Genomic DNA, 25218 nt, shown 5'->3' on the forward strand with positions numbered 1-25218 from the left:
CGTACGGCGACGGGGCCTACGGCGACGGGGCCTACGGCGACGGGGCCTACGGCGACGGGGCCTACGGCGACGGGGCCTACGGCGACGGGGCCTACGGCGACGGGGCCTACGGCGACCGGGCCTACGGCGACCGGGCCTACGGCGACCGGGTCTACGGCGACCGGTTCTAGGGAACGACGACGATCTTGCGCCCCTGGCCGGACTGGAACTGCTCCAGCGCCTTCGGGTACTCCTCCAGCGGCAGCCGGTGGCTGATGAAGATCTGCGGATCGAGCACCCCCGCCGCGAACAGCCCGGCGGCCCGCTCATAGCTGTGCAGCACGGCCATCGAGCCGGTGATGGTGATCTCCTGGTTGTAGATCTTGTACGGCTCGATGGTGGCCCGCGTCGCATAGTCGGAGACACCGAACTGCAGGAACGTGCCGGCCTTGGCCACCCGGCCCAACCCGTCCTGGATGGCGGCCTGATTACCCGTGGCGTCGATGACCACGTCCCAGCCGCGCGGCTGCTCCAGCGCGTCCGCCGAGCCGCTCGCCCGGCTGCAGCCGAGCGTACGGGCGGTGGCCAGCCGCTCCGGGTTCACATCGATGACGTCGACGCTGGTGGCACCGGTCCGCTTGGCCAGCTCCAGCATCATCAGCCCCATGGTGCCGGACCCGTAGATCAGCACCTCCGCGCCCAGATTGCCGCTGAGCACGTCATAGCCGCGCACCGCACAGGACAGCGGCTCGATCAGGGCGGCGTCGGCCACGTCCACCTGCTCGGGCAGCTTGACGCAGTTGGCCACCGGGGCGACCGCGAACTCGGCGGCGCCGCCGGGGACGCTGACGCCGATGGCGTTCCAGTTGTCGCACAGATTGCCCCGGCCCATCCGGCAGTAGCGGCACTCGTGGCAGTGCAGCGAGGGGTCCACGGCGACCCGGTCGCCCACCGCCACCTCGGTGACCTCGCCGCCGATGGCCGCGACCACTCCGGCGAACTCATGCCCGGGGACGATCGGCAGCGTCGGTGCGAACTCCCCCCGCAGAATGTGCAGATCGGTCCCACACAGACCACAGGCCGCCACATCGACCAGGACCTCACGCGGTCCCGGGGTGGGGTCCGGGACGGTGGTGACGGTGACCTTGCCGGGGGCTTCGATGACGGCGGCCCTCATTTGACTGCTCCTAGCGACAGGCCCTGGACCAGCTTGTCCTGGGCGGCGAAGCCGGCGGCGAGCACCGGTAGGGAAACGACGATCGACGCGGCACACACCTGGGCGAGGAAGAGGCCCTGGCTCGTGACGAAGCCGGTCAGGAACGCCGGGGCGGTCTGGGCGACCACACCGGTGAGCACTTGGGCGAAGAGCATCTCGTTCCAGCTGAAGATGAAACAGATCAGCGAGGTGGCCGCGATGCCGGGGCCGGCGATCGGGGCGATCACCCGGGTCAGAATGGTCGGCAGCCGGGCCCCGTCCATCTGGGCGGCCTCGATGATGGACACGGGGATATCGGCGAGGAAGGACTGCATCATCCACACGGCGATCGGCAGATTCATCGAGGTGTAGAGGATGACGAGCAGCCAGACGTTGTCCAGGAAGTCGATGTTCTTTGCGAACAGATACACCGGCAGCAGCCCGGCCACCACCGGCAGCATCTTGGTGGACAGGAAGAAGAACATGACGTCCGTCCACTTGCGCACCCGCCGGATCGACAGCGCGTACGCCGCCGGAAGCGCCAGCAGCAGCACAAAGCAGGTGGAGAAAACCGACGTGCCCATCGAGTTGAGCAGCGCGGGCCAGGGGCTGGCCCCGCCGCCCGCCCCGAAGAACTCGCGGTAGCCGTCGAGGGTGAGCGGGGCGGTCAGCGAGGGCGGGTTGGTGGCGGCGTTCGGCTCGGAATGGAACGACGTCAGCGTCATCCACAGCACCGGCAGGGCGAACACGATGCCGACGAACCAGGCCACCAGGCCGAGCGCCGCACCACGGCGCCGGGCCCGGCGGGTGGCCGGCGGGATCGCGGTGACGGCCGCGGGGGCGGTCAAGGAGGTCATGCGCGGGACTCCTCACGGAAGAGGGACGACACCACGCGCAGCGCGAAGGTGGCGATGATGATCGTGCCGATCACCACCAGCACACCCGCGGCCGATGCCAGCCCGTACTCGTGGGCGTTGTAGAAGGTTTCGTAGATGGTGTAAGGGAGGTTGGCGGTGTCGAGCCCGCCCCGGGTGAGGGTGAAGACGGCGTCGAAGTTCTGCACGATGTAGATCGACCCGAGCAGGGTGCCGAGCTCCAGATAGCGGCGCAGATGGGGCAGCGTCAGAAAGCGGAAGATCTGCCAGTTGCCGGCGCCGTCCAGCCGGGCCGCCTCGATCATGTCCAGCGGGCGGCTCTGCAGTCCGGCCAGCAGGATCAGCATCATGAACGGTGTCCACTGCCAGATCAGCGATGCCTCCACCGCCATCAGCGGCAGATCGGAGATCCAGTCGGGTTGTGGCCCGCCCAGCCAATTGAGCACACCGTTGAACAGCCCGTACTCCGGATTGTACAGCGCGTGCTTCCACAGCAGGGCGGACGCGACCGGGACCAGCAGAAACGGTGCGATAAGCATGGTCCGGACAATTCCCCGGCCGCGGAACCCGCGGTCCAGCAGCAGCGCCAGCGCCAGTCCCAGCACCACGCTGACGATCACCACGGTCGCGGTCAGCAGGACGGTGGTCAGGATGGAGTCGCGCAGCGCCGCGTCGCTCGCCACGGTCTTGTAGTTGTCCAGCCCCGCGAACTCGCGGGCGTCGGGCCGGAAGGAGTTCCAGTCGAAGAAGGAGATCACCAACGTGGCCACAAACGGAAGCTGGGTGACCACGATCAGGAAGATCAGCGCGGGCATCAGCGGCGCCCGGGTGGCCCATTCGCGGGCCCGGTTCCTGCCCGGCCGCAGCGTGCGCTCGGGGGCGGTGGCCACGGTGGGTGGCCGTCCGCCGCGTACGGGGACCGCCGTCGTCGGATTACTCATCTCGGTACTCCTCGCCAACCTTCTCGGCCAGCTTCTGCGACTTCTTCAATGCCGAATCGACGGACTGCTTTCCGGCGATGGCGGCGCTGATCTCCTGGGCGACCTTGGTGCCGAGATCGGCGAACTCGGGGATGTCGACGAACTGGATGCCGATGGTCGGCCGCGGCTGCACCCCGGGGTCGCGCGGCTTGGCGCCGGTGATGGCCCTGCGGGTGACCTCGGAGAACGTGCCCGCGGACTTGCGGTAGTCCGCGTTGGCGTAGGTGGACGCCCGCTTGCCCGCGGGGACGTTGGCCCAGCCGAAGGTCTTGCCGACCAGGTGCTCGTACTTCTTGCTGGAGGCCCAGGAGACGAACTTCCATGCGTTGTCGGCGTTGCGCGACGCCTTCTGGATGCCCCAGGCCCAGGTGTAGAGCCAGCCGGAGCTCCTGGTCCTCACCACCGGCGCCTGGACGTACCCGATCTTGCCCTTCACCGGGGACTTGGCCGCCTCCAGCGAACCGGCGGCCGAGGTGGCGTCGTACCACATGGCGCTCTTGCCCTGGGTGAGGTTGTTGAGGCACTCGGCGAACCCGGACTGGGCCGCGCCGGCCTCGCCGTGCTTGCGGACCAAGTCGACATAGAACTTTGTCGCCTTGGTGAACTCGGGCGAAGTGAGCCGTGCCTTCCAGTCCTTGGTGAACCAGGTCCCGCCGAAGGTGTTGACGACCGTGGTGAGCGGGGCCATCAGCTCGCCCCAGCCGGGCAGCCCGCGCAGACAGATGCCGTTCATTCCCTTGCGGGCGCCGTCGGCCTTGGCCGCGAGGTCCGCGACCTGGTTCCAGGTGGGCCGCTCGGGCATCGTCAGATGCTTCTCGGCGAAGATGTCCTTGCGGTACATCAGGAACGACGACTCGCCGTAGAAGGGCTCGCCGTACAGCTGGCCGTCACCCGCGGTCAGCGACTCCCGCATCGGGGGAAGGATGTCCTTCTGGCCGAAGGCCCTGTCCTTGGCGACATAGTCGTCCAGCGGCAGCAGCCAGCTGTTCTCGGCGAAGAAGGGCACCTCGAAATTGCTGATGGTGGCGACGTCGTACTGCCCGGCCTGATTGGAGAAATCCTGGCTGATCTTGTCGCGGACGTCGTTCTCCGGCATCACCGTGAAGTGCACCTTGATGCCCGTTTCCCTGGTGAAGTGGATCGCGGTGAGCTTCTGCAACTCCATCATCTGGGGATTGTTGACCATCAGCACATTGATGCTGTCGCCGCCGGAGCTGCCGCCCCCCATACCGGCGCACCCCGCGAGGAGCGCTCCGGCGGTCAGGGCCACCACCGGTATCCGGGCAGCACGAAGAGTAAGGACTGGCATAACGGGTCCAATCGAAGGGACGTGAGGAAGGAAACGCAGACAGCGGAAGAACGGAACAACGGAAGAAAGCGCTGTGGCCCGTCAGACCCGGATGATCTGCGGCCCCAGCAGCGAGTAGCGATGTGCCTCGGTCAGCGGGAGCCCGGTGTCGGTCACGATCGTTTCGAAGTCGGACACATCCGCGAACCGGCAGAAGCTGACGGCCCCGAATTTGGTGTGCACCCCGGCGAAGATCTTCCGCCGGGACACCCGGACGACCTGCGCCTTGACCTCACTGACCGCCGGATCGGGGGTGGTGAGGCCGTACTGGCGGGATATGCCGTTGGCGCCGATGAAGGCCAGATCGATGACGAAGCCGGAGAGCATGTGCGTCGCCCAGTGGTCGACGGTGGCCATGGTGCCGCCGCGCACCCGGCCGCCGAGGAGCAGCACGGTGGTGTTCTCGCGGGTGGCGAGGCCGCCCGCGGTCGCGAGGGAGGCGGTGATCACGGTGAGCGGCCGGTCCTGGGGCAGGGCCTCCGCGATCAGCTGGGGGGTGAATCCCTCGTCGATGAAGACCGTCTCGGCATCGCCCAGGAGATCCGCCGTCGCGGTGGCGATCCGTGACTTCTCCGGGACATGCATGGTGGTGCGGAAGGCCAGGGTGGTCTCGAAGCCGGCGCTCTCCACGGGATAGGCGCCGCCGTGGGTACGCCGTACCAGGCCGTGCTCCTCCAGCACCCGCAGATCGCGCCGCACCGTTTCCTTGGACACCCCGAGGTCGGCGGCGAGTTTGCCGACGTCGACGACGCCGGCCCGGCGGGCCATGTCGAGGATCTCCCGACGGCGTTCCTCCGCGTCCACACCGCACCTCCTGCCACGTCGGTCTTCGGGCTTGCGTGGAAGTTTTACAAGCACGCAACGTCAAGGCCAGGCTTGGCACAGAGGAGATCATGCCCGTATACGCCCGTTTCGGGAACGTTATCTTGGCAGGTCAATGCGGGTAAAGACCCACAGGGCGAGGATGGCGGATGCCTGAGTGTGCGCCCGGTGCGCCTGTTTCCCGCCCGCTTCCGTGAAGAGGGCGTAAGCGGGGCCCGACCGGGCGCGTTCAGGAGCCGGTCCATGCCCGTTCGGACATAGGCCCAGGCCGGGGCTGGAAACGGTCCGACGCCCCCGAGGCGTCGAGGATCCGGCCGGCGACGTTGACCGAATCCACCAGCGGGTGAAGGGCGAGTGCCCGCAGGGCCGCGGCGCGGGCCCTGCCCGTACGGGTGCCCGATTCGGTCGTCGCCGCCTCGATGGCCGAGCGCTCCACGGCCTTCAGCGACAGCATCAGCCCGAGCTGGTCCGGCGCCACCGCGCCGACCGCCAGCGGGCGCGCTCCGCCCGCGTCCACCAGGGCGGGCACCTCCACCACGGCGTCGGCGTCGAGCCCGGGTACGGCCGTGCGGTTGCGGACGTTGAGGATGAGCGTGGCGCGCTCGTTGCGGGCGATGGCGCGCATGAGGGCCAGCGCGATCCGGTCGTAGCCGCCGCCGTCCAGATCGCAGGAGTCGCGCTCCCAGCCGCCGGTGGCCTCGCGGCTCTCGGCCATGTACGTCGCCTCGCGCTCCAGCCGGGTCCGCTCCCACGCCGCGAGCGCCCCGGTGGCGCCCGAGCGCACTTTCTCGTAGAACCGGGCCTGCTGCTCCCGGAGGAACTCGCCACGGGTGGCCGGTGCCTGCCGGATGGAGTCGACCGCCTCGCGGTTGAAGTAGTAGTAGTGCAGATACTCATTGGGCAGCGCGCCGAGCGCCTGAAGCCACTCCGCCCCGAAGAGCTTGCCCTCCTCGAAGGACTCCAGCGCGGCGGCGTCGCCGAGCAGTTCGGGCATCCGGTCCCGCCCGTCCACGATCACCCCGCGCAGCCAGCCGAGGTGATTGAGGCCGACGTAGTCGTAGGAGGCCCGGTCCGGGTCGGCGCCGAGCGCCCGCGCGGCGCGGCGGCACAATCCGACCGGTGAGTCGCAGATGCCGATCACCCGGTCGCCGAGCACCCGCTGCATCGCCTCGGTGACCATGCCCGCCGGGTTGGTGAAGTTGATGACCCAGGCGTCCGGGGCCACGGCGGCGATCCGCCCGGCGATCCGCATCGCCACGGGCAGGGTGCGCAGTCCGTAGAGCACCCCGCCCGCGCCGACCGTCTCCTGCCCGAGCACGCCCTCGCCCAGCGGGACGCGCTCATCCATCGCCCGGCCCTCCAGACCGCCGACGCGGATCGCGGAGAAGATGAAGTCGGCGCCGCGCAGCGCGTCGTCGAGGTCGGTGGTGGCCCGGACCGCGGGGGCGCCGGGACGGCCCTGCGCCTGCTCGGCCAGGACGGCGCCGATCGCGTCCAGCCGGCCCCGGTCGGTGTCGTACAGCACCAGCTCGGTGCAGCGCCCGGCGTCGTCCCCGGTGTCCTCCAGCAGGGCCCGGTACACCAGGGGCATACGGAACCCGCCGCCGCCCAGCACAGTCAGCCTCATACGGTCACTACCTCCACATCGGCCTCGCGGAACACGGCGAGCGTCGCCGGGTCGGATGTCTTGTTGGTGATCAGGGTGTCGATCCGCTCAGGTCCGCAGATCCGGGCAAGGCCGGTGTCCCCGGGGAACTTCCCCGCGGTGACCAGCAGCACCACCTCCCGGGTGGAGCCGAGCATGGCCCGTTTGACCGGCACCTCCACATGCGTGCTGTCCAGCACGCTGCCGTCGGGCAGCACACCGCTCGCGCCCAGGAAGAGCCGACCGACATGCAGCTGCCGGATGTTGGACTCGGTGAGAAACCCGACCAGGGACCGGTAGTTGGCGCGCACCTGGCCGCCCAGCAGGATCAGCGTCACCCGCGGGTCGTCACGCAGCTCGTCGTAGATCGCGAGATTGCTGGTCACGATGGTGACCGGACGGCCGCGCAGCTGCTTGGCGAGCTGGAGGGTGGTGGTGCCGATGTCCAGCAGCAGGACGTCGCCGTCCGCGACCAGTTCGGCGGCGCGGCGGGCGACCGCCTCCTTCTCGGCCAGGTCGTCGACCGCCACCTCACCGAACGGGCGCTCCTCATCCGGCTGAGGGGCGGCCACCGCGCCGCCGTAGACCCGGGTGAGCCGCCCGGCCCGTCCCAGCTCGGTGAGGTCCCGGCGCGCCGTGGCCTCGCTGATGCCCAGGCGCTTGGCGATCTCCCCGATCGGCAGCACGCCCTCCTCGCCGAGGATGCTCACCAGCTTCTCGTGGCGGGTCTCTCGCAGCATGGTGGCAACCTACTCCAGCTGAGCGAGTCTGCGCGACTGTGACCGACCTCTTGCATTGGGCGCGGGCTGGGGTGCAAGGTGTCGCTCACTCCCCGTCCTGGCGACCAAGAAAGGCGCGTCGGTGAGCACCACGGCCGCAACACCCGATCCGACCCATCCGGTCGACCCGCTCGCGGCGCTGCGCGCCCCCGAGGACCCCGAGCACGACGTCTATCTCACCGGAACCGTGTTCCTGGACATCATCTTCACCGGGCTCGACCACGCCCCCATCCGTGGCACCGAGTCCTGGGCCCGTGGCATGGGATCGAGCCCCGGCGGCGTCGCCAACATGGCCACGGCCCTCGCCCGGCTGGGACTGCACACCACGCTCGCCGCCGCCTTCGGCGCCGATGTCTACGGCGACTACTGCTGGGAGAGCCTGGCCATGGGCGAGGGCGTCGACCTCACCCACTCCCGGCGCGTCCCCGGCTGGCACTCACCGGTCACCGTCTCCATGGCGTACGAGGGCGAGCGCACCATGGTCACCCATGAGCACCCGGCCCCGCCGCCCGCCGTCCAGGGCGCGCCGCCCCGCTCCCGCGCCTGTGTGACCGCCTTCGAGCCGGGGCGGCAGGAGGACTGGGTGCGCCAGGCGCACGCCCAGGGCAGCGAGATCTTCGCCGATGTCGGCTGGGACGAGTCCGGCCGCTGGGACCCCGCCGCCCTCCCCGACCTGCCGTACGCCCACGCGTTCCTGCCCAACGCGGCCGAGGCCCAGCGCTACACCCGCACCGACAGCCCCGAGCGGGCGGTGCGCGCCCTGGCCGACCGGGTGCCGATCGCGGTGGTCACCCGGGGCGCCGGGGGCGCCGTGGCCATCGACTCCCTCACCGGGGAGAGCGCCGAGGTGCCCGGCCTTCCCGTGGACGCGCTCGACCCGACCGGAGCCGGCGATGTCTTCGTCGCCGGCTTCATGACCGGGACGCTCGCGGGCTGGCCGCTCGCCGACCGGCTCGCCTTCGCCAACCTCACCGCCGCCCTCTCGGTGCAGCACTTCGGCGGCTCGCTGGCCGCGCCCGGCTGGGCCGAGGTGGCCGCGTGGTGGAACCGTACGGAGCGGTCGGCCGGCGGCGGGGCCGACGCCGCCGAGCTCGCCCGCCGCTACCACTTCCTGACCGGGCTGATTCCGGCCACCGTGCGCCACTGCCCGCGGCTGCGCGCCCTGCCCACCATCGGCTTCCGGGGCGAATGACGATGCCCGGCGGTCCCGATCACCGACTGGAGGAGTACTCCATGGGATTCCCCTGTACCCGGGCGCGCCGGGCGCGGCGCAGAGCCGTGCCGGCCGTGCTCGCCGTCGGGCTCGCCCTGCTCGCCGCGGGCTGCGTCCCCGGCACCGACGGCTCGGGGGCCGCCGGTGCCGGTACCGGCGCGGCCACCGCCGTCCCCGATCCGGCGAAGGCCGGGAAGACCACGCTGACCGTATGGGACCAGGAGATACGCGGCGGGACCAACGGCGAAATCCAGCAGCTGAACAGGGAGTTCGAGAAGAAGTACCCCAATGTGCGCATCAAGCGGGTCGCCCGCAGCTTCACCGATCTCAAGACCACGCTGAAGCTCGCCGTCTCCGGCAACAACCCCCCGGATGTCATCCAGGCCAACCAGGGCTATCCGGACATGGTCGCGTTCGTCCAGGCCGGGCTGCTCGCCCCACTCGACAACTACGCCGGGATCTACGACTGGAACTCCCGCTACCCGAACACCCTGCTCAATCTGAACCGGGTCTCCGCCGACGGTACCGACTTCGGCAGGGGGCGGCTCTACGGCATCTCCCAGACCGGTGAGTACATCGGCCTCTTCTACAACAAGGACCTGCTGAAGAAGGCGGGCCTGACGCCCCCGAAGACCTGGGGCGAGTTCACCGAGGGCCTGGCCCGGCTCAAGGACCGCGGCGAGCTGCCGATCCAGTTCGGGAACCTCGACAAGTACCCGGCCATCCACACCTTCGGACTGCTGCAGGACCAGCATGCCGCCGCCCACACCCGCGACACCGTCCTCGGCCGCGGTGACGGCTTCGACACCGCCGCCACCAAGGACGCCGCGGCGACCCTCACCGACTGGATGAAGCGCGGCTATCTGCCGGGGGGCGCCAACGGGCTCGGCTACGACGACGCGGCCAAGAAGTTCGCCTCCGGCGACGGCGCGTATCTGAGCACCGGCATCTGGCTGCTGGCCGACCTCAAGAAGTCCATGGGCGACAAGCTCGGGATCATGCCCCCGCCCCCCGCGAGCGCCGGCGGCGACCCTGTCACCACCGGCGGCCAGGGCCTCGCCTGGTCCATCACCTCCCGCTCCCGGCACCCGGAGGTGGCCGCCGCCTATCTGGACTTCCTCACCAATGCCCACGCGGCGGACGTCATGACCGAGCACGGGGTGCTGCCCGCCGTACCGGGCAAGGCCGCGGCGCGGGTGAGGCCGGACACCGTCGACGGCCAGATGATCGCGGGCTGGAAGCGGCTGAGCGCCGCCGATGGACTCGTCCCGTATCTGGACTACTCCACGCCCACCTTCTACGACACCCTCTCGGCCGCGCTCCAGGGCGTCGTCAGCGGCAGGACCTCACCGGAGAAGCTGGCCACGACCCTGCAGAAGGACTACGGCGCCTTCATGGAGAAACAGCGTGAGCGCCATGCGGCCAAGACCGCACCGGCGGGGGCGAAATGAAGCGCCCCCGCTCGCTGACGGCGCTGATGAGCGGCCACCGGCGGCAGGCGCCCGGCGAGCCCCGCGCCGTCGGCTATCTCTACCTCCTGCCCGCGCTCGCGCTCTACGCCGCCTTCCTGCTGTACCCCCTCGGACAGTCGGTGTGGCTGTCGTTCGTCCACTGGGACGGGCTGACGGTGGCCACCCCCGCCGGATTCGACAACTACCGCGATCTGTTCGGCGACCCCGCCCTGCGCGCCCCCTTCGCGCACGCGCTGGTGCTGCTCGTCTTCTACTCGGCCCTTCCGGTGGCCATCGGGCTGCTGCTGGCCGCCGTGATGTCCCGGGTCCGGGTGCGCGGGATGACCTTCTTCCGTACGGTGCTGTTTCTGCCGCAGGTCCTCGCCCTCATCGTGGTCGGCGTGGCCTGGCGCTCCATCCTCGCCCCCGACGGGCTGCTCAACGACACCCTGCGCGCCGTCGGCCTCGGCGGGCTCGCCCGCCCCTGGCTCGGCGACTACACCTGGGCGCTGCCCGCCGTCGGTGTCGTCGGCACCTGGGTCTCCACCGGACTGTGCGTGGTCCTCTTCCTCGCCGGGGCCCAGCGCATCCCACGCGAGCTGTACGAGGCGGCGCGGATGGACGGCGCGGGGGCGGTCCGGGAGTTCCTCACCGTCACCCTGCCGGGCCTGCGGCCGCAGATCGCCGTGGCGCTGACCCTGACGATCATCGCGGGGCTGCGCAACTTCGACCTCATCTACATCACCACCAGCGGCGGCCCCGGCAACTCCACCTCCGTGCCCGCCTACGAGGTCTACCACCGGGCCTTCGAGACCAACCAGGTCGGCTCGGCCGCCGCCGTCGGCGTGGCCCTCACGGCCCTGATCTTCGTCCTGACCGTCACGGTCTCCCGGCTCGTGGAAGGGCGGCGGGCATGATCACACGCCTCGAACGCACGGTCACCTACGCCATTCTGGCCCTGTTCTCCCTCATCGCGCTCACCCCGGTCATCGGCATCCTCGCCACCGCCTTCGGCTCGCAGAACTCCCTGGACACCGGGTTCTCGCTGCCTCGGGGCGGACTGCACTGGAGCAACTTCGCCGACGCCTGGAGCCGCGGCCACTTCGGGACCTATCTGGGCAACTCGGCGCTGGTGACGGCGGTCGTGGTCGCCGTCACCACCGTCCTGGCGATCCTGGCCGCCTACGCCTTCGGCGCGATGCGCTTCCCCGGCTCCACGGTGCTCTTCCACCTCTTCGTGATCGGGCTGGCCCTGCCCCAGGAGGCCCTGGTCGTCCCGCTCTACTTCGATCTGCGGTACGCCGGACTCACCGACACCTACTGGGCGTTGATCCTCCCGCAGACCGCGCAGTCCCTCGCCTTCGGCGTCTTCTGGATGCGGACGTACTTCCGGGGCAGCGCACGGGCGGTGATCGAGGCGGCCCGTCTGGACGGCGCGAACACCTGGACCACGCTGTGGCGCATCCTGGTCCCGATGGGCCGCCCGGCGATCTCCACCATGGTCGTCATCACCTTCATGTGGACCTGGAACGAGTTCCTGATGGCCCTGGTCATGGTCAGCGACGAGGCCCATCGCACGGTCCCCCTCGGCCTCGCCTTCTTCCAGGGGCAGCACAGCTCGGACGCGGCCCTGCTCGCGGCGGCCTCGGTGCTGATCGCCCTGCCGGTGGTGGTCGTCTACGTGGCCCTTCAGCGCCGGTTCATCGAGGGCATGCTGGGCGGAGCGGTGAAGGAATGAGCCCGCCTACAGCGAGGGCGTACGGCTGACCGGGCGGCCGAGACGGGAGACGGAGCGGGCGAAGGCGGCCGCGTCGTGGACGGCCGCCCCGCCCGTGTCGTTGTTGAAGTACACATAGACATCGGCGTCGGCCGGCCAGGTGTCGTCGACGCGGCGCGCCCAGGTGGCGAGCGCCTGGCGGCCGTAGCGCGGTGCGGGCTCGGCACGCCCGCCGTGGAAACGGAGGTAGCCCCACTCGGTGCTCCGCCACAGCGGGGTGACCGGGCGGGAGCCCCGGTCCGCCCAGCAGAGCGCGGCGGAGCGGCGCTCCAGCACCGCGCGGATCTCATCGGTCCACCACGAGGGGTGGCGCGGTTCGACGGCCACCCGGGTCCCGGAGGGGAAGCAGCGCAGACAGGTCTCCAGCAGCTCGCCGTCGGCCCGCAGGGTCGGCGGCAGCTGCAGCAGGACGGGGCCCAGCCGGTCGCCGAGCCCCTCCGCGCGGTCCATCAGCCGCGCCACCGGCTCGCTCGGGTCGCGGAGCCGCTTGATGTGGGTGAGATAGCGGCTGGCCTTGACCGCCATCACGAAGTCGTCGGGGGTGCGCTTCCGCCAGGTGGCGAACTGATCGCGGTCGGGCAGCCGGTAGAAGGCGTTGTTGCTCTCGACGGTGGCGAAGGCACGTGCGTACTCCTCCAGCCACAGCCGTTGCGGGCAGTCGGGCGGATAGAGATCGCCACGCCAGTCCTTGTACTGCCACCCCGATGTGCCGACCAGGACGGTCATGCTTCGCCCGGGTGCCAGGGCGGCCACTGGCCGGGCCGGTCGGCCCAGTGGACCTGGGCCGGGTCGTCGAAGTCGATGTCGGGGAAGACCTGCCGGACGCGCGGTTCGAACTCCTCCCGCTCGAGCGGCTCACAGCCGAGGCCCCGCAGCCATACCCGCCGGTAGCGGCTGTCGTGTGCGAATGACTCGACGAAGACGGGGTATCCGGATTCGCCCGGGATCGTGGCGTTCTCCATACCTCCAGGGTGCCGCAGCCGTCCGCATCCGCGCGTCGGGAGCGCCGACCGGGCCGACAGAGATTTTTAAGTCCAGATCCATGTGCCGGGGGTGAGCGATGATCTTCACCGATCGTGTGGACGCCGGGCGGCGCCTCGCTGGGCGGCTGCGGCCCCTGGCCGAGGAGAAACCTGTGGTCCTCGGGCTGCCCCGGGGCGGGGTGCCGGTGGCCTTCGAGGTGGCCCAGGCGCTGGAGGCGCCGCTGGATGTGATCATCGTCCGTAAGCTCGGCGTCCCCTTCCACCGGGAGCTGGGCTTCGGCGCCATCGGCGAGGGCGGCGTCCGGGTCGTCCACGAGGCGATCATCCGGATGAGCCGGGCCGACGAGGGGGATCTCGCGGAGGTGGAGCGGAGCGAGCAGGTGGAGCTGGAGCGTCAGGCGCGGCGCTTCCGCCGGGGCCGGCCGCGGATCCCGATCGAGGGCCGGACGGTGGTCGTCGTGGACGACGGGATCGCGACCGGAGCTACGGCACAGGCCGCCTGCCGCGTCGCACGGGCTCAGGGTGCGGCCCGGGTCGTTCTGGCAGTCCCGGTGGCGCCCCCGGACGCGGTCGCGTCGCTGCGCCAGGACGCGGACGAGGTGGTGAGCCTGTCCACGCCCACGGACTTCTCGGCGGTGGGGGAGTGGTACGAGGACTTCTCCCAGACGTCGGACACCGAGGTCGTCGACCTGCTGTCCCGGTCGACTGGAGAGACGGGAGAGGCGCATCCTGGAAGGTGATGCAGGAGGTGATCGCGATGGAGACGATCGTGGGATGCGACATTCAGATGGAATTCCGGGAAATCGGTCCGCTGACCGAGGCGGTCGTCCGGCTGAGGATGCATGACGGCACGGAAATGCTCGCCCAGGGCCGGGCGAACCGCAACCCGGACGACCCCGCACAGCCGAGGGTCGGCGAGGAGATCGCGGCGGCGAGGGCGCTGACCAATCTGGCGCACCGGCTGATCGGCAAGGCCGGTGGCGACATCGAGGAAGTCACCCACGCCAAGGCACATCTGGCGATGTAAGGACGAGGGAGCGTATGCCGCGGTGGCCCACCGCGGCATACGCCACTGCCCGCCCGCCGCGGTGGCCCACCGCGGCATACGCTCCTGCTCGTCCGCCGCTCAGCCGCCGCTCAGATGTGGACGCCCTTCGACCGGAGATAGGCGAGCGGATTGACGTCCGAGCCGTAGTCGGGGCCGGTGCGCACCTCGAAGTGCACATGCGGACCGGTGCTGTTGCCGGTCGAGCCGGAGCTGCCTATCTGCTGGCCGCCGGCGACCGACTGGCCCACCTGGACCGACAGCGCCGACATATGGGCGTACTGGGTGTACATGCCGTCGGGGTGCCGGAGCACCACCTGATAGCCGTACGCTCCGCCCCAGCCCGCCGCGACCACCTCGGCCGGTCCCACGGCCCGCACCTGGGTGCCGACGGGGACGGGGAAGTCGGTGCCCGTGTGATGGCCGCTCGACCAGTTGCTGCCGGATACGCCGTACGGGGTGCCGACCAGAGTGCTGCCGACCGGCGTGGTGAAGGACGAGGACGAGCGGGTGGCGGTGCCCGTCTGCCGCTTGTGCGGCGTGCTCTTGTGCGCCTGCGCCTGCGCGTGCTTCGCGTCGGTGCGCTGGGTGGCGGTGGCACGGGGCGCGTTGCGGTGGCTGTCGAGGGAGAGCCGCTGACCGGGGAGAATGAGATCCGGGTCGCCGCCGATGACCCGGCGATTGGTCTCGTAGAGCCGCTCCCAGCCGCCCGCGACGTCCTGGGCGTCGGCGATCCTGGAGAGCGTGTCACCGCGGGCGACGGTGTACGACGGGGACTGCGGAACAGCCTTGGGGGTGGCCCTCGGGGCGGCTCTCGGGGTGGCCTTGGGGGCCGCCTCGGTGGTGGCCTTCGGGGTCGGGGTGGCGGATTTCTGGGCGTCCTGGCTGCCGGATGTCTGGCTGCCGGACGCCTGGCTACCGGGAGAGGTGTCCGGGGCGGGGCCGCCGCGCGTCAGGCCGGCCTTCAGCGAGCAGACCGGCCAGGCGGCGGGACCCTGGCTCGCGAGCACCTTCTCCGCGACCGCGATCTGCTGAGCCTTGGAGGCCAGGTCGGCCCGGGCGGCGTAGGCGGTGCCGCCGTACGCCTGCCAAGTGCTCTGGGTGAACTGGAGCCCGCCGTAGAAGCCGTTCCCGGTGTTGATGCTCCAGTTGTTGGTGGACTCGCACTCCGCGACCTTGTCCCAGGTGCTGACGGAGGCGGCGTTCGCCTGGCCGACGCCGATGAGCGGCAGGGCGACTCCGGCGCCGCCGGCGGTGACGGCGAGCGAGGCGCGGGAGACGCGGCGAGGCCGGGGCCGGCGGTGACGTCCGCGTGCAGCCATTGAGCTCTTCCTCTCCTGCGCCTGCGAGGTGAGCTGTCGGGTTCGGGCTGGAGTTGCCCGGCCACCCGCACACGGTGCTGTCCACCGCGGCGCGCGTCTTCACCCCAAGCCGTGCCGCGTGGATCGCGGTACGGCGCCTACCTTGGTTCCCCCGCTCCCGCCGTGACAGGTCGTCGTCACACCCCTCGGCCGACGGCGGGACTCGGCGCTCCGGCGAAGGAGACCCGTGCGCGAAAACGACGGGTGCCGAACAGTAATCACATCGATTTGGTCACGACAAGGCATCGAGACCGTTTGTGGTGAACAGTCCGAAATGGGAAAGGGGCTTACTCGTGTGATCAATGTACTGACACACATAAGGGCGCGGACGCGGGGAAGGGAGACCCGAAAGGGGAATGGACGGGGGGCATCGGGGCACTCGCCCTCGCGGCCGGTGACCCGGCAGACGGCGGACCTGGGAGGTCGCTCATGGTGCGATGGAACGGCACGACGACTTCACGATCCCGGCCGCCTCGGCCACTGGCGTTAAGCGCGCTGCTCGTCGGCGCGCTGCTCGTCGGCGCGCTGGCCACGGCCACGGCCTGCGGCAGCGATACCGGGAACGGGGCGTCTTCGCCCGGGGCCTCATCCGTGGCGGCCGACTCGTCCGCCGCGAGCGCCTCCCCCGGCCCGGCCGCATCGTCCGCGAGCACCGCCCCGCGGAGCGAACGGCCCTCGTCGCCCAGCGCGAAGCCGCCCACGGAGTCGGCGCACACATCCCCCTCGCACTCCTCCTCTTCGGCGCCCGCCGCCGCCTCCGGCGTGCGCCGCATCTGCTCCAAGGGGCAGTTGACGCTGACGGTCGGCCGGATGGACGTGGGCGCCGGCAATGTGTATCTGCCCCTGATCCTCACCAACAAGTCGTCCTCGACCTGCACCCTCACCGGATTCCCCGGCGTCTCGCTGCTCGACTCCACCGGCGCCGCGATCGGCGACCCCGCCACCCGGCGCGGCCCCACCCGCTCCACGGTCTCCCTGCCGCCGGGCGGCAGCGCCTCCACAAGCCTGCACACGCTCAATGAGGGCACGACCGACACCCCGTGCCGGCGCAGCCCCGCCCAGATCCGCGTCTATCCGCCGGATTCCTTCGGGGCGATGAAGGTACCGGTGCGGTCCTTCCGGGTGTGCGGAGGCGTCTTCGAGGTCGAGGCGGTCGGTTCCGGAACGGGCACCTGAGCCCAACCGCCACCCCCTCCGCCCGCCGCACCGGGGACGGCGCGGACGGTCACTCCGGCTCCGGCCCCAGCCCCAGCTCCGCGACGAGCCGGGCCAGTTCGGCCGCCGCCGGGTCGCCCGGCGCGAGGACCGCGACCACGTCCACCAGTTCCCTCAGCGCACGGTGCGCCTCACACGTACGCAGCAGGGCCAGCGCCTCCGCGCGGCTTGCCGACTGGCGGCTCACCGCGGTGCCCACGGTGGGCAGTTCATCGAGGAGTTGCTGCCAGCGGGCGGGGGAGGTCAGCCCCCGGACGGCCAGCAGTACGTCCGCCAGGCGGCCGAGCTCCTGGATCGTCAGCCTGCGACGGCCCGGTACGGCGGTAGCGGTCGGCGTACCGGCAGGTGAGGGACGGACCGCCGGGGCAGGGGCCGCCACCGGGATCCGGCCGACCAGCTCGAACGCGAATGCGGCCGCGTGCCGTGACGCGATGGGCTGCCAGCGCTCGTCGTGCGCCTCGCCCTTGTCCCCGAGAAGGTCCGAGATACCGCGGATCACCAGCGCGTCGAGATGCTGATTGACATACGCGCCCGCGAGAAAGCCGAACCCCTCCATGTCCACCGCGAGGGCGTCGCCCGCGCTCGCCGCCAGTCTGAGCCCGACGTCCGATCGGTGATGCGCCACCACCCGTCCGCCCGCCGCGACGGGTTTCACATGGGCGCGAGGGCGCGGCGCCTCGTCCGGGGGGCGGATGCGTCCCTGCCACTCGTCGCCCGCCGCCACCAGCCGGGCCAGCTGCACCAGTCCGTACGCCGACTGATAGGTCTTCTGCCGGGGCAGGAACCCCGACTCGGTGTCCTTGCCGGTCTCGTAGTCGTACACCGCGTCGGCGGCCACCACATCTCCCAGCACGACGTCCTTACGGCCGCCCGCCACCCCTACGAACAGCACCGCCCGGGGCGAGAAGAGCGCCGCGGCCCGCTCGACCGAGGCCGCGGCGCCCGGATTCCCCGGACCCGTCATATGGATCGCGACCCGCCGCTCGAGGGGCCCGTCGCGGAACGCGCCCACCTCGAACAGCGCCCCGCGCTCCGCCTGGACCGGGCGCGGATCCTCCAGATGCGCGCGCACCGCCCGGTACTCGACCTCCAGCGCGGTGAGGACGACCACATCCGCCCGCCGCGTCCCCCCGTTGTCATCGGCCCCCAAGCTTCCCCCTTTCGCGTCGACATGAGCACCTTATGGCCGGTGCGAATCCGCGTACAGCACGATTTGCACCGCCAGTACGGCGATCAGCGCCACCTCGGCCACGGACACCACCAGCAGCACCGCCCGTACCGGCTCCGAGGCCCAGTACACGATGAGTGCCGCGATCGGCGCCACGCAGAACAGCAGCAGATCGGCCGCGAGCTGCAGCCGCTTCCGGGAGATCCGGCGGTGGTCGTCGCGATGGGCCGTCTCCCATCCGAAGACCGCCGGCCGGCCGGGCGTGAGCAGCGTCAGCCGCGGACCCAGATCCTCGCGGATGTAGCGCCCGATGGCCGATATCTTCTCGTCGTTGACCAGATACGCCCAGCCCAGCAGGGTCGACGCCGGGGGCAGCAGCAAAAGCAGCTCCGGCTGCCCGTGGTTCTGGAAGGAGAAGGTAATGATGGCGGCCATGGAGGCGAGCGTGGCGTAGAGCAGATTGTCGCGGAACCCGATCCGCGCCCTCTGCTCCTCCTTCACCTGCTCGTACTCCACGAGGAGCAGCCTGCCCGCGACCGCCTCGCCCTCGGTGTTCTCGTCTCCGGCCACCGTTCCCCCCTCCGTACGGCAGCTCGTCACAGCTTCTCCACCGTATATGCCACCGCTGTCCCGCATGGAGACACCTTCCGGGCCCGGCCCTGCACCACGATCACTGTCCCATACACCGACCCCCGGTGATCGACGCTGACCACGGACCTCCATGATGGAGCGACCCGAAGTTACCGAGAGAAACACCAGAGAGATGACTGCAATGCCCCTCGCACTGCTCCGGCGCATGCGGACCAAGCGCCCAGACCGCCGACCGGGACTTCGCCTCCCCATGCCCGTGGGGGCCGGTGCCTTCAGCTGCGAGGTCCTGGACCCGATCGGCCAGCCCCTGGGTGGCGTCGACGTCACTGTCACCGAGACGCGTGGCGCCGGCCGCACGGCGGCCAAGGCCACCACCGACCCGCATGGGCTGTTCCTCGCCACCCTGGAGCCCGGCCAGTACACCGTGCTGCTCACCGGGAGCGGGCTGAAGCCCAACCGCCTCACCGTCGACATCGCCGCGGGCGAAGCCGCCCCGGCCCAGCGCATCCAGATGCAGCCGACGGAGCAGCTGGAGCTCCCGCCCCCCGGCACCTGGCTGTTCGACCCGCCGCACACCGCGATCCGGTTCATCGCGCGCCACGTCGGCATGGCCAATGTGCACGGACGCTTCACCCGCTTCAGGGGAGGCATTCACATCGCCGAGCGCATGGAGGACTCCCGGGTCGAGGTCCTCATCGACGCCTCCTCCATCACCACCGGCAACAACACCCGGGACAACCATCTGCGCTCGGCCGACTTCCTCGACGTCAAGAACTACCCGGACATCCACTTCGCCAGCACCCGGTTCACCTGGCGCAGCGGCCAGAAATGGACGGTCGAGGGCCCCCTCACCATGCACGGCATCAGCCGCTCGGTGTCGCTGGACACCACCTACCTCGGCGCGGTGAACGGCGGCTACGAACAGGAGCTGCGCTGCGCGGCCCTCGCCACCGCCGAGCTGCACCGCGAGGACTACACGCTCAACTGGAGGAACATGCTGGCCCGGGGCATCGCCGTCGTCGGCCCCACGGTCAAGCTCGAACTCGACCTCCAGGCCATGTACCGCAGCCAGGACATGCCGACCCCGCCCGAGTAACCCCTAGATTGTCCGTACCGGCGCTACGAGGAAAGTGATGGTCCATGAGCCTGTACGACATTCCCCTGCACACCCTCTCCGGCGAGCCGACCACCCTCGGTGCGCACCGCGACACCGCCGTTCTGGTGGTCAACGTGGCGTCCAAGTGCGGCCTCACCCCGCAGTACGAGGGGCTCGAGCGACTGCAGCAGCGCTATGCCGGGCGCGGATTCACCGTGCTGGGCGTTCCGTGCAACCAGTTCGCCGGGCAGGAGCCGGGGACGAGCGAGGAGATCCGGACGTTCTGCTCCACCACCTACGGCGTGTCCTTCCCGCTGCTGGAGAAGACCGACGTCAACGGCGGGCAGCGGCACCCCCTCTACGCCGAGCTGACGCGGACGCCGGACGCGGACGGCGAGGCCGGGGATGTGCAGTGGAACTTCGAGAAGTTCCTCATCTCGCCGAGCGGTGAGGTCGTCGGCCGGTTCCGGCCGCGCACCGAGCCGGAGGCGGCGGAGCTCGTCGCGGCGATCGAGGCGCGGCTGCCCCGGTAGCCACCGGGGACGGCGAGGGGCCCGCGGTCACGGACCGCGGGCCCCTGTCACCTCGCGTTTCACCTCGCGGACGCGCAGCCCGTCAGTGTCCGGAGCGCGGTGGGCGGTGCGGTTCTATGACCGTGACGCCGCCCTTGGCCGCCCCGGCCATCGTGGACAGCGCTTCCGGGACCTCGTCCAGTCCGATCACGTCGGTGACCAGTAGATCCGGTCGCAGCGACCCGGCCTCGACCATCTCCATCATCGGGCCGTACGCGTGCGCGGCCATCCCATGGCTGCCCAGCAGCTGGAGTTCGAGCGCGATGACCTGGTCCATCGGGATCATCGGGGTCCCGGCGGCGGGCGGCAGCAGACCCACCTGGACATGGCGGCCGTGCCGCCGCAGGCTGTTGACGGACGCGGCGCAGGTGCGCGGCGACCCCAGCGCGTCGAGTGAGACATGCGCGCCGCCGCCCGTCGCGTCCGCGACCGCCTCCGCCACCGAGCCCAGCGTGGACGCCGCGTCCACGCACACCGCCGCCCCGAATTGGGACGCCAGGGCGAGGGCCCGCGGGGAGATGTCCACCGCCACCACGCGCGCCCCGGCCGCCGCGGCGATCATGACCGCGGACAGGCCCACCCCACCGCAGCCGTGCACCGCGACCCATTCCCCCGGCGCGACCCGGCCCTGGGTGACGACGGCGCGGAAGGCGGTCGCGAAGCGGCAGCCGAGACCGGCGGCGGTGGTGAACGACAGCTCGTTGCGTATGCCGACCAGATTCACATCGGCGTTCTCGATCGAGACGAACTCGGCGAACGAGCCCCAGTGGGTGAATCCCGGCTGCGTCTGCCGCTCGCACACCTGCTGGGCCCCGTCCGCGCAGGCGGAGCAGCGCCCGCAGGCGCAGACGAAGGGGACCGTGACCCGCTGCCCCGGACGCCAGTTGAGGACGTCGGCGCCGACCTCCTCCACCACCCCCGCCAGCTCATGGCCGGGGACATGCGGCAGCCGGATCTCCGGGTCGTGCCCCATCCAGCCGTGCCAGTCGCTGCGGCACAGACCGGTCGCCTCGACCCGGATGACCGCGCCGCGCCGGGAGGGAGCCGGGTCGTCGACGACCCGGACCTCGGGCCTGCGCCCGAAGTCCTCGAACACCACAGCACGCATGGACCCGCTCCCTCGCTCGAACACCCGGTGGGGGCGCTCGAACCTACACCACAACCCGTCGGTAGAGGCGGGCCCACCGTGTGGTCAGCGCTTGTCGCGTTGCCCTTCGGAGAGCTGACGCGCCGTCCTGCCGGCCCCCGCCCCGCGCTGTGCCCGCTCGGCCAGGCTCGGGAAGAGACCGCCGAGGGCGCTGCCGAAGCGCAGCTCCAGCGGGGCCACGTTCACCTCGGCCCGGTTCCGCTCGATCGCGCGGATGGTCGCCGCCGCCACCTGCCGGGTGGAGACCGTACGGACCCCGGCGGGCGTGGCCGCGCCGGAGTCGGCGAACATCCCGGCGTCCCCCACGAATCCGGGCTGCACCAGCGAGACGCCCACGCCGGTGCCGTGGAGGTCCTGCCGCAGGCCGAGGGTGAATCCGCGCAGTCCGAACTTGGCGGCGTTGTAGAGCGCGGCGCCGGGGGAGGCCGTACGGCCCGACAGCGAGCCGATCATCACCAGGTGGCCGGAGCCCGACTCCACCATGCGCGGCGCCGTCAGCCGGGACAGCAGCAGCGGGGCGCGCAGATTGACGTCGAGCGCGCGGTCGAGCTCCTCGGGGCGGTAGTCGAGGACCTCACCGCTGGAGGGCAGCGCGGCATTGGCGATGAGGATACGCGCGTCCGCCGCCTCGTCGACCAGGCGCTCCAGATCGGCCCGGTCGGCCAGGTCGGCCACGATCGGCCGGCCTCCCACCTGCTCGGCGAGAGGCCGCAGCACCTCCTCACGGCGCCCGGTGAGCAGCAACTTGGCGCCCTTGGCCGCGAGCGCGCGGGCGAGTGTCCGGCCGATGCCGCCGGTGGCACCGGTGAGCAGGACGGTCGTGCCGCTGATCCGCATGCGGTCTCCTGTGGGGTTACGGTCCAGTACGTTCCGCGAACCGTACTGCCCTTGCCCTCCGCGTTCGTCACGGGGCCCGACGGCAGCGCGGGGAGCGGCGGAGCCTGAGCGGTTACGGCGAAGTCAAGTGCTGATCCTTCTCGGCGTCCAAGCCCTCGGCCAGGCCGAACGGCGAGGGATCAGCGGCGAACTGCACCGCATCCGCTCAGCGGTCGCGCGGCGTCGTACTGCCCAGGCCGTAGACCCGGCGGGCATTGTCCGCGCCGAGGAGGGCCGCCACACGGCGGGCGTCGTTGCGGGACCAGGCGCCCTGCGCGACCCAGTGGGTCAGCAGAGCGGTCAGGGCGTCCCGGAAGAGCCGCGCCCCCACCACATACAGCTCGGGCAGCCCATAGGCGTCGGTCGAGAAGAGCACCTTGCCGAAGGGGGCGAGCTCCAGCATCTCGGCGAGCACGGCCCCGGCCCGTGCCCCGCTGTGGGACAGGGACAGCCCCACATCGGCGTAGACATGCGGGAAGACGGCGGCCAGATAGGCGGCGCCGCGGTGGTACGGATAGCCGTGCAGCAGGATCAGCGAGCAGCCGGTGGGGCGCACGGCGCGGACGAAATCGGTGAGCAGGACCGGATCGCAGCGGTCCAGCCGCAGATCGGGGTCGCCGAATCCGGTGTGCAGTTGCAGCGGCAGCCCGGTGTGCGCGGCGGACCACAGCAGATGGCGCAGGAGTACGGGGTCGGTGACCCGGGCGGCGGCCGTGCCGCCCTCGCCGCGGCGGGCGAGCCAGCGCTCGGCCGCGGCGTGGACGGCGCCGGGGGCCGGCGGGTCGGGCTCGAAGTCGAGCCCGTACCGGTACGCGGCGACCGATTTGAAGCCCGCGGCCGTACGTGCGGCCTCCCGTACCCCGTCGGCCACCCCGGCCAGGAAGTCGTCGGCGGTCAGCGAGGTGTCGGCGATCCGCTCCGCCAGATGCTCCAGCCGGACGATCTCATGGGCCGTGCCGCCGGCGGCCACGGCCAGTTCCTGAGGGGTCGTCAGGTTCCCGGGGAGCCCGGTGTCCACCAGGAATTCGGTGATACCGGCGGCGCCCAGCAGCCTCCGGGTCACCTCCCGCGCGCCCAGCTCGCGCCGCCGGGTGAGATAGCGGGCGGGCGGGCAGTGCGGCTCCAGGCCGAGCAGCGGCGGGCACCAGCGGCGCACCGCGAACCCCAACTGGCTGTCGAAGAAGGTGGTGCCGAGCGCGGCGGGCGCGTCGGATTCGGTCAGGAACGACTCGAACGCGGCGGAGCTCAGCTCCGAGCGGACCACACCATGGCAGTGATGGTCCACCAGGGGCGGCAGCGGCGGCTCGGCCGGCTCCGTCTCCGCGGTGGCGCCGGCGGCGTCGGCGGCGTCCATGGTTCAGTACCGCCCCCGCGTCGCCGCCGCGATCTCCTGCGGGGTCGCCTTCTCGAACAGCGCGGCCTCCGCCCGGCGCACCGCCGCGATGGACTCGAAGAGCGGATCGCCGAGGGCCTCACGGAGCACCATCGAGTCCTCGAAGTGCTCCAGCGCCGTGAGCAGCGAGGTGGGCAGCCGCCGCTCCCGTCCCCCGACCGCGGGGTCGCCGGAGACCGGCAGGGGCAGGGTGAGCCCGGAGTCGAGCCCGGCGAGCCCGGCCGCGATGACCGCGCCCACCACCAGATAGGGGTTGGCCGCCGGGTCGAAGCACTTGATCTCGGCGTTGGCGCCTCCCGGGTCGTCCGGCGCGCCGGTGATGAAGCGCAGTGCCGCCTCGCGGTTCTCCAGGCCCCAGCACTGGTAGGCCCCCGCCCAGCGGGAGGGTTCGAGCCGTAGATAGCTCGCGGGGGAGGGGGCGCCGATGGCCAGCAGGGCGGGCAGTTCGCGCAGCACCCCGGCGAGAAACGCCTCGCTCGTCGCGGTCATGCCGTGCGGCCCGTCGCCGTCCCGGCACAGATTGCGGTCGCCCTGCCACAGGCTCAGATGGAGGTGCCTCCCGTTGCCCACCCCACCCGCCTCCACCACCGGGCCGAAGAGCGGGGCGAGCCCGCTGCGCGTGGAGTGCGCGCGGATCGTCTCCCGCACCAGGACGGCGAGATCGGCCGCGCCGACCGGGTCCGCCGGTGCCACGGACACCTCGAACTGCCCGGGGGAGTACTCCGGGTGGAGCTGGAAGACCTCCACGCGCTGGACGCGCAGCGCGTCGAGCAGACCCGCGAGGTAGTCGGAGAGGTCGACGACGCGTGCCATCCCGTACGCGGGGCCCGCGGTGGGATAGCGCGGCGTGTCCTGTGCCGGCTCGCCCTCGGTGACGACCCACTCCGTCTCGAATCCCATGCGCACCGTGAGCCCCCGCTGCCGCGCGCGCTCGGTCATCCGCTGGGCGAACAGCCGCTGACAGGCGGGGTGGTCCACGCCCGACTGGGCGTACCGGTCGGCCGGGGCCCAGGCCCAGCCCGGCTGGGCGGCCAGCGGGGTGAGCCGGTCGAGGTCGGGGAAGAGCCGCAGATCGCCGTCGGGCCCGCCGATATGGCGGCTGGTGGTCATCGAGTCGTCCACGAGGTACACATCGAAGACGGGTGACATCCCGACGCCGCGCCGAGCGGCGTGCGGCAGCCGCGCGCTGGGCACGGACTTGACCCGAGTGAGTCCCGCGTTGTCCACCCAGGTCAGCACGATGCCCTGGATCCCGTCCGCGGTGAGCCGCTCGGCTTCCTGCCGCGCCCGTGTGTATGCCTGTTCGCGATCGCCCGTCCCCATGCGTACCTCCTCTGCCACGGCCTGTATGCCGAGACTATTGCCTGAGGACGCTTCTGTGGTGACGGGATCTCCCGTTTATATACGGGGTGGTGACGATGGCTCATGTCCCCTCCGCCCCTGGGCCGCCCGGCCCCCTGGGCCCCTGGGCCTCTCGGCCGCCCGGCCCCCTGGGCCCCTGGGCCTCTCGGCCGCCCGGCCCCTGGGCCTCTCGGCCTCTCGGCCTCCGGGCCTCTCGGCCTCCGGGCCTCCGGGCCTCTCGGCCTCCGGGCCTCCGGGCCTCCGGGCCTCCGGGCCTCCGGGCCTCCGGGCGTCCCGGCCTCCGGGCCTCCGGGCGTCCCGGCGTCCCGGCGTCCCGGCCTCCCGGCCTCCGGGCGTCCCGGCCTC

24 protein-coding genes, 1 pseudogene and 1 riboswitch are annotated in these 25218 nt (G+C 71.3%); of the genes and pseudogenes, 9 read left to right on the forward strand and 16 right to left on the reverse strand.

The genetic code is table 11. The annotated features are described in order from the left end of the window. Positions 1-166: 166 nt before the first annotated feature. The 7 genes from ABZU99_RS05210 to ABZU99_RS05240 all read right to left on the reverse strand — a co-directional run bounded on the left by ABZU99_RS05210 (position 167) and on the right by ABZU99_RS05240 (position 7584). Positions 167-1156: a zinc-dependent alcohol dehydrogenase family protein gene (locus ABZU99_RS05210; RefSeq protein ID WP_355947831.1), complete on the reverse strand. Its 990-nt coding sequence runs from the start codon at positions 1154-1156 to the stop codon at positions 167-169. Beyond that, on the reverse strand, positions 1153-2031 hold the full coding sequence (locus tag ABZU99_RS05215) for a carbohydrate ABC transporter permease (RefSeq protein ID WP_355947833.1): 879 nt from the start codon (positions 2029-2031) through the stop codon (positions 1153-1155). Before ABZU99_RS05215 ends, ABZU99_RS05210 begins: the two co-directional genes overlap by 4 nt. After that, on the reverse strand, positions 2028-2990 hold the full coding sequence (locus tag ABZU99_RS05220) for a sugar ABC transporter permease (protein WP_356045534.1): 963 nt from the start codon (positions 2988-2990) through the stop codon (positions 2028-2030). Before ABZU99_RS05220 ends, ABZU99_RS05215 begins: the two co-directional genes overlap by 4 nt. Further along, complete coding sequence (locus ABZU99_RS05225; protein WP_356045531.1) at positions 2983-4338, reverse strand: sugar ABC transporter substrate-binding protein; 1356 nt, start codon at positions 4336-4338, stop codon at positions 2983-2985. The genes ABZU99_RS05220 and ABZU99_RS05225 overlap by 8 nt, the downstream gene beginning before the upstream one ends. Positions 4339-4419: 81 nt before the next feature. Continuing rightward, entirely contained in the window at positions 4420-5181 is a 762-nt protein-coding gene (locus ABZU99_RS05230; protein WP_355947842.1) for a DeoR/GlpR family DNA-binding transcription regulator, read from the reverse strand. Positions 5182-5428: 247 nt separating this feature from the next. Then, entirely contained in the window at positions 5429-6826 is a 1398-nt protein-coding gene (locus ABZU99_RS05235; RefSeq protein WP_355947845.1) for a 6-phospho-beta-glucosidase, read from the reverse strand. Further along, positions 6823-7584, reverse strand: coding sequence for a DeoR/GlpR family DNA-binding transcription regulator (locus tag ABZU99_RS05240; RefSeq protein ID WP_355947848.1), 762 nt, complete (start codon positions 7582-7584; stop codon positions 6823-6825). Before ABZU99_RS05240 ends, ABZU99_RS05235 begins: the two co-directional genes overlap by 4 nt. Positions 7585-7705: 121 nt before the next feature. On the opposite strand from ABZU99_RS05240, the gene ABZU99_RS05245 reads away from it, so the two are divergent. From ABZU99_RS05245 to ABZU99_RS05260, 4 genes are read left to right on the forward strand one after another with little or no spacing between them, the layout of a single operon-like run. Further along, complete coding sequence (locus ABZU99_RS05245) at positions 7706-8815, forward strand: carbohydrate kinase family protein (protein WP_356045527.1); 1110 nt, start codon at positions 7706-7708, stop codon at positions 8813-8815. A 41-nt stretch (positions 8816-8856) separates the two neighbouring features. After that, the gene (locus ABZU99_RS05250; RefSeq protein WP_356045524.1) at positions 8857-10287 is read left to right on the forward strand and encodes an extracellular solute-binding protein; all 1431 of its coding nucleotides are present in this window, start codon (positions 8857-8859) and stop codon (positions 10285-10287) included. Further along, positions 10284-11204, forward strand: a complete 921-nt coding sequence (locus ABZU99_RS05255; protein WP_355947857.1) for a sugar ABC transporter permease — start codon at positions 10284-10286, stop codon at positions 11202-11204. The genes ABZU99_RS05250 and ABZU99_RS05255 overlap by 4 nt, the downstream gene beginning before the upstream one ends. After that, complete coding sequence (locus ABZU99_RS05260) at positions 11201-12025, forward strand: carbohydrate ABC transporter permease (protein ID WP_356045521.1); 825 nt, start codon at positions 11201-11203, stop codon at positions 12023-12025. Before ABZU99_RS05255 ends, ABZU99_RS05260 begins: the two co-directional genes overlap by 4 nt. Positions 12026-12031: 6 nt before the next feature. On the opposite strand, the gene ABZU99_RS05265 is transcribed toward ABZU99_RS05260, so the two are convergent. Beyond that, positions 12032-12790 carry a DUF72 domain-containing protein gene (locus ABZU99_RS05265; RefSeq protein WP_355947861.1) on the reverse strand — a complete coding sequence of 253 codons (759 nt, stop codon included), beginning with the start codon at positions 12788-12790 and terminating at the stop codon, positions 12032-12034. Continuing rightward, a complete protein-coding gene (locus tag ABZU99_RS05270; protein WP_355947864.1) occupies positions 12787-13026 on the reverse strand; it encodes a hypothetical protein in 240 nt (79 codons plus the stop codon). Before ABZU99_RS05270 ends, ABZU99_RS05265 begins: the two co-directional genes overlap by 4 nt. 98 nt (positions 13027-13124) lie before the next feature. On the opposite strand from ABZU99_RS05270, the pseudogene ABZU99_RS05275 reads away from it, so the two are divergent. Both ABZU99_RS05275 and ABZU99_RS05280 read left to right on the forward strand, forming a co-directional pair. Beyond that, positions 13125-13751 (forward strand): annotated as a pseudogene (locus ABZU99_RS05275) (phosphoribosyltransferase family protein); the annotation flags it as partial. Positions 13752-13786: 35 nt separating this feature from the next. Continuing rightward, positions 13787-14074 carry a DUF1876 domain-containing protein gene (locus ABZU99_RS05280; protein ID WP_356045517.1) on the forward strand — a complete coding sequence of 96 codons (288 nt, stop codon included), beginning with the start codon at positions 13787-13789 and terminating at the stop codon, positions 14072-14074. A gap of 110 nt (positions 14075-14184) precedes the next feature. Here the strand turns inward: ABZU99_RS05280 and ABZU99_RS05285 are convergent, their stop codons facing one another. Continuing rightward, a complete protein-coding gene (locus ABZU99_RS05285) occupies positions 14185-15414 on the reverse strand; it encodes a transglycosylase family protein (protein ID WP_356045514.1) in 1230 nt (409 codons plus the stop codon). A gap of 5 nt (positions 15415-15419) precedes the next feature. Next, a riboswitch (cyclic di-AMP (ydaO/yuaA leader) is annotated at positions 15420-15597 on the reverse strand. Positions 15598-15882: 285 nt separating this feature from the next. Here ABZU99_RS05285 and ABZU99_RS05290 point away from each other — a divergent pair. Continuing rightward, the gene (locus ABZU99_RS05290) at positions 15883-16629 is read left to right on the forward strand and encodes a DUF4232 domain-containing protein (RefSeq protein ID WP_356045512.1); all 747 of its coding nucleotides are present in this window, start codon (positions 15883-15885) and stop codon (positions 16627-16629) included. 49 nt (positions 16630-16678) lie between these two features. Here the strand turns inward: ABZU99_RS05290 and ABZU99_RS05295 are convergent, their stop codons facing one another. Next, positions 16679-17818 (reverse strand): hypothetical protein, encoded by a 1140-nt coding sequence (locus ABZU99_RS05295; protein WP_356045509.1) that lies wholly within the window; start codon positions 17816-17818, stop codon positions 16679-16681. A gap of 30 nt (positions 17819-17848) precedes the next feature. Continuing rightward, complete coding sequence (locus ABZU99_RS05300) at positions 17849-18406, reverse strand: hypothetical protein (protein ID WP_355947875.1); 558 nt, start codon at positions 18404-18406, stop codon at positions 17849-17851. A 202-nt stretch (positions 18407-18608) separates the two neighbouring features. On the opposite strand from ABZU99_RS05300, the gene ABZU99_RS05305 reads away from it, so the two are divergent. Next, positions 18609-19523: a YceI family protein gene (locus ABZU99_RS05305; RefSeq protein ID WP_356045628.1), complete on the forward strand. Its 915-nt coding sequence runs from the start codon at positions 18609-18611 to the stop codon at positions 19521-19523. Positions 19524-19567: 44 nt separating this feature from the next. After that, positions 19568-20056 carry a glutathione peroxidase gene (locus ABZU99_RS05310; protein WP_355947878.1) on the forward strand — a complete coding sequence of 163 codons (489 nt, stop codon included), beginning with the start codon at positions 19568-19570 and terminating at the stop codon, positions 20054-20056. An 82-nt stretch (positions 20057-20138) separates the two neighbouring features. Here ABZU99_RS05310 and ABZU99_RS05315 read toward each other — a convergent pair whose 3' ends face one another. The 4 genes from ABZU99_RS05315 to ABZU99_RS05330 form a co-directional block, all read right to left on the reverse strand. Beyond that, entirely contained in the window at positions 20139-21203 is a 1065-nt protein-coding gene (locus tag ABZU99_RS05315; RefSeq protein WP_356045505.1) for a zinc-dependent alcohol dehydrogenase family protein, read from the reverse strand. 84 nt (positions 21204-21287) lie between these two features. Further along, positions 21288-22079: an SDR family NAD(P)-dependent oxidoreductase gene (locus ABZU99_RS05320; protein WP_356045502.1), complete on the reverse strand. Its 792-nt coding sequence runs from the start codon at positions 22077-22079 to the stop codon at positions 21288-21290. Between the two features lie 205 nt (positions 22080-22284). Next, positions 22285-23472 (reverse strand): amidohydrolase family protein, encoded by a 1188-nt coding sequence (locus ABZU99_RS05325; RefSeq protein ID WP_356045499.1) that lies wholly within the window; start codon positions 23470-23472, stop codon positions 22285-22287. Positions 23473-23475: 3 nt separating this feature from the next. Continuing rightward, positions 23476-24834: a glutamine synthetase family protein gene (locus ABZU99_RS05330; protein ID WP_356045497.1), complete on the reverse strand. Its 1359-nt coding sequence runs from the start codon at positions 24832-24834 to the stop codon at positions 23476-23478. Between the last annotated feature and the right edge of the window lie 384 nt (positions 24835-25218).

Origin of the sequence: Streptomyces sp. NPDC005266 (assembly GCF_040607655.1) — a bacterium.
Taxonomy (GTDB): Bacteria; Actinomycetota; Actinomycetes; order Streptomycetales; family Streptomycetaceae; genus Streptomyces.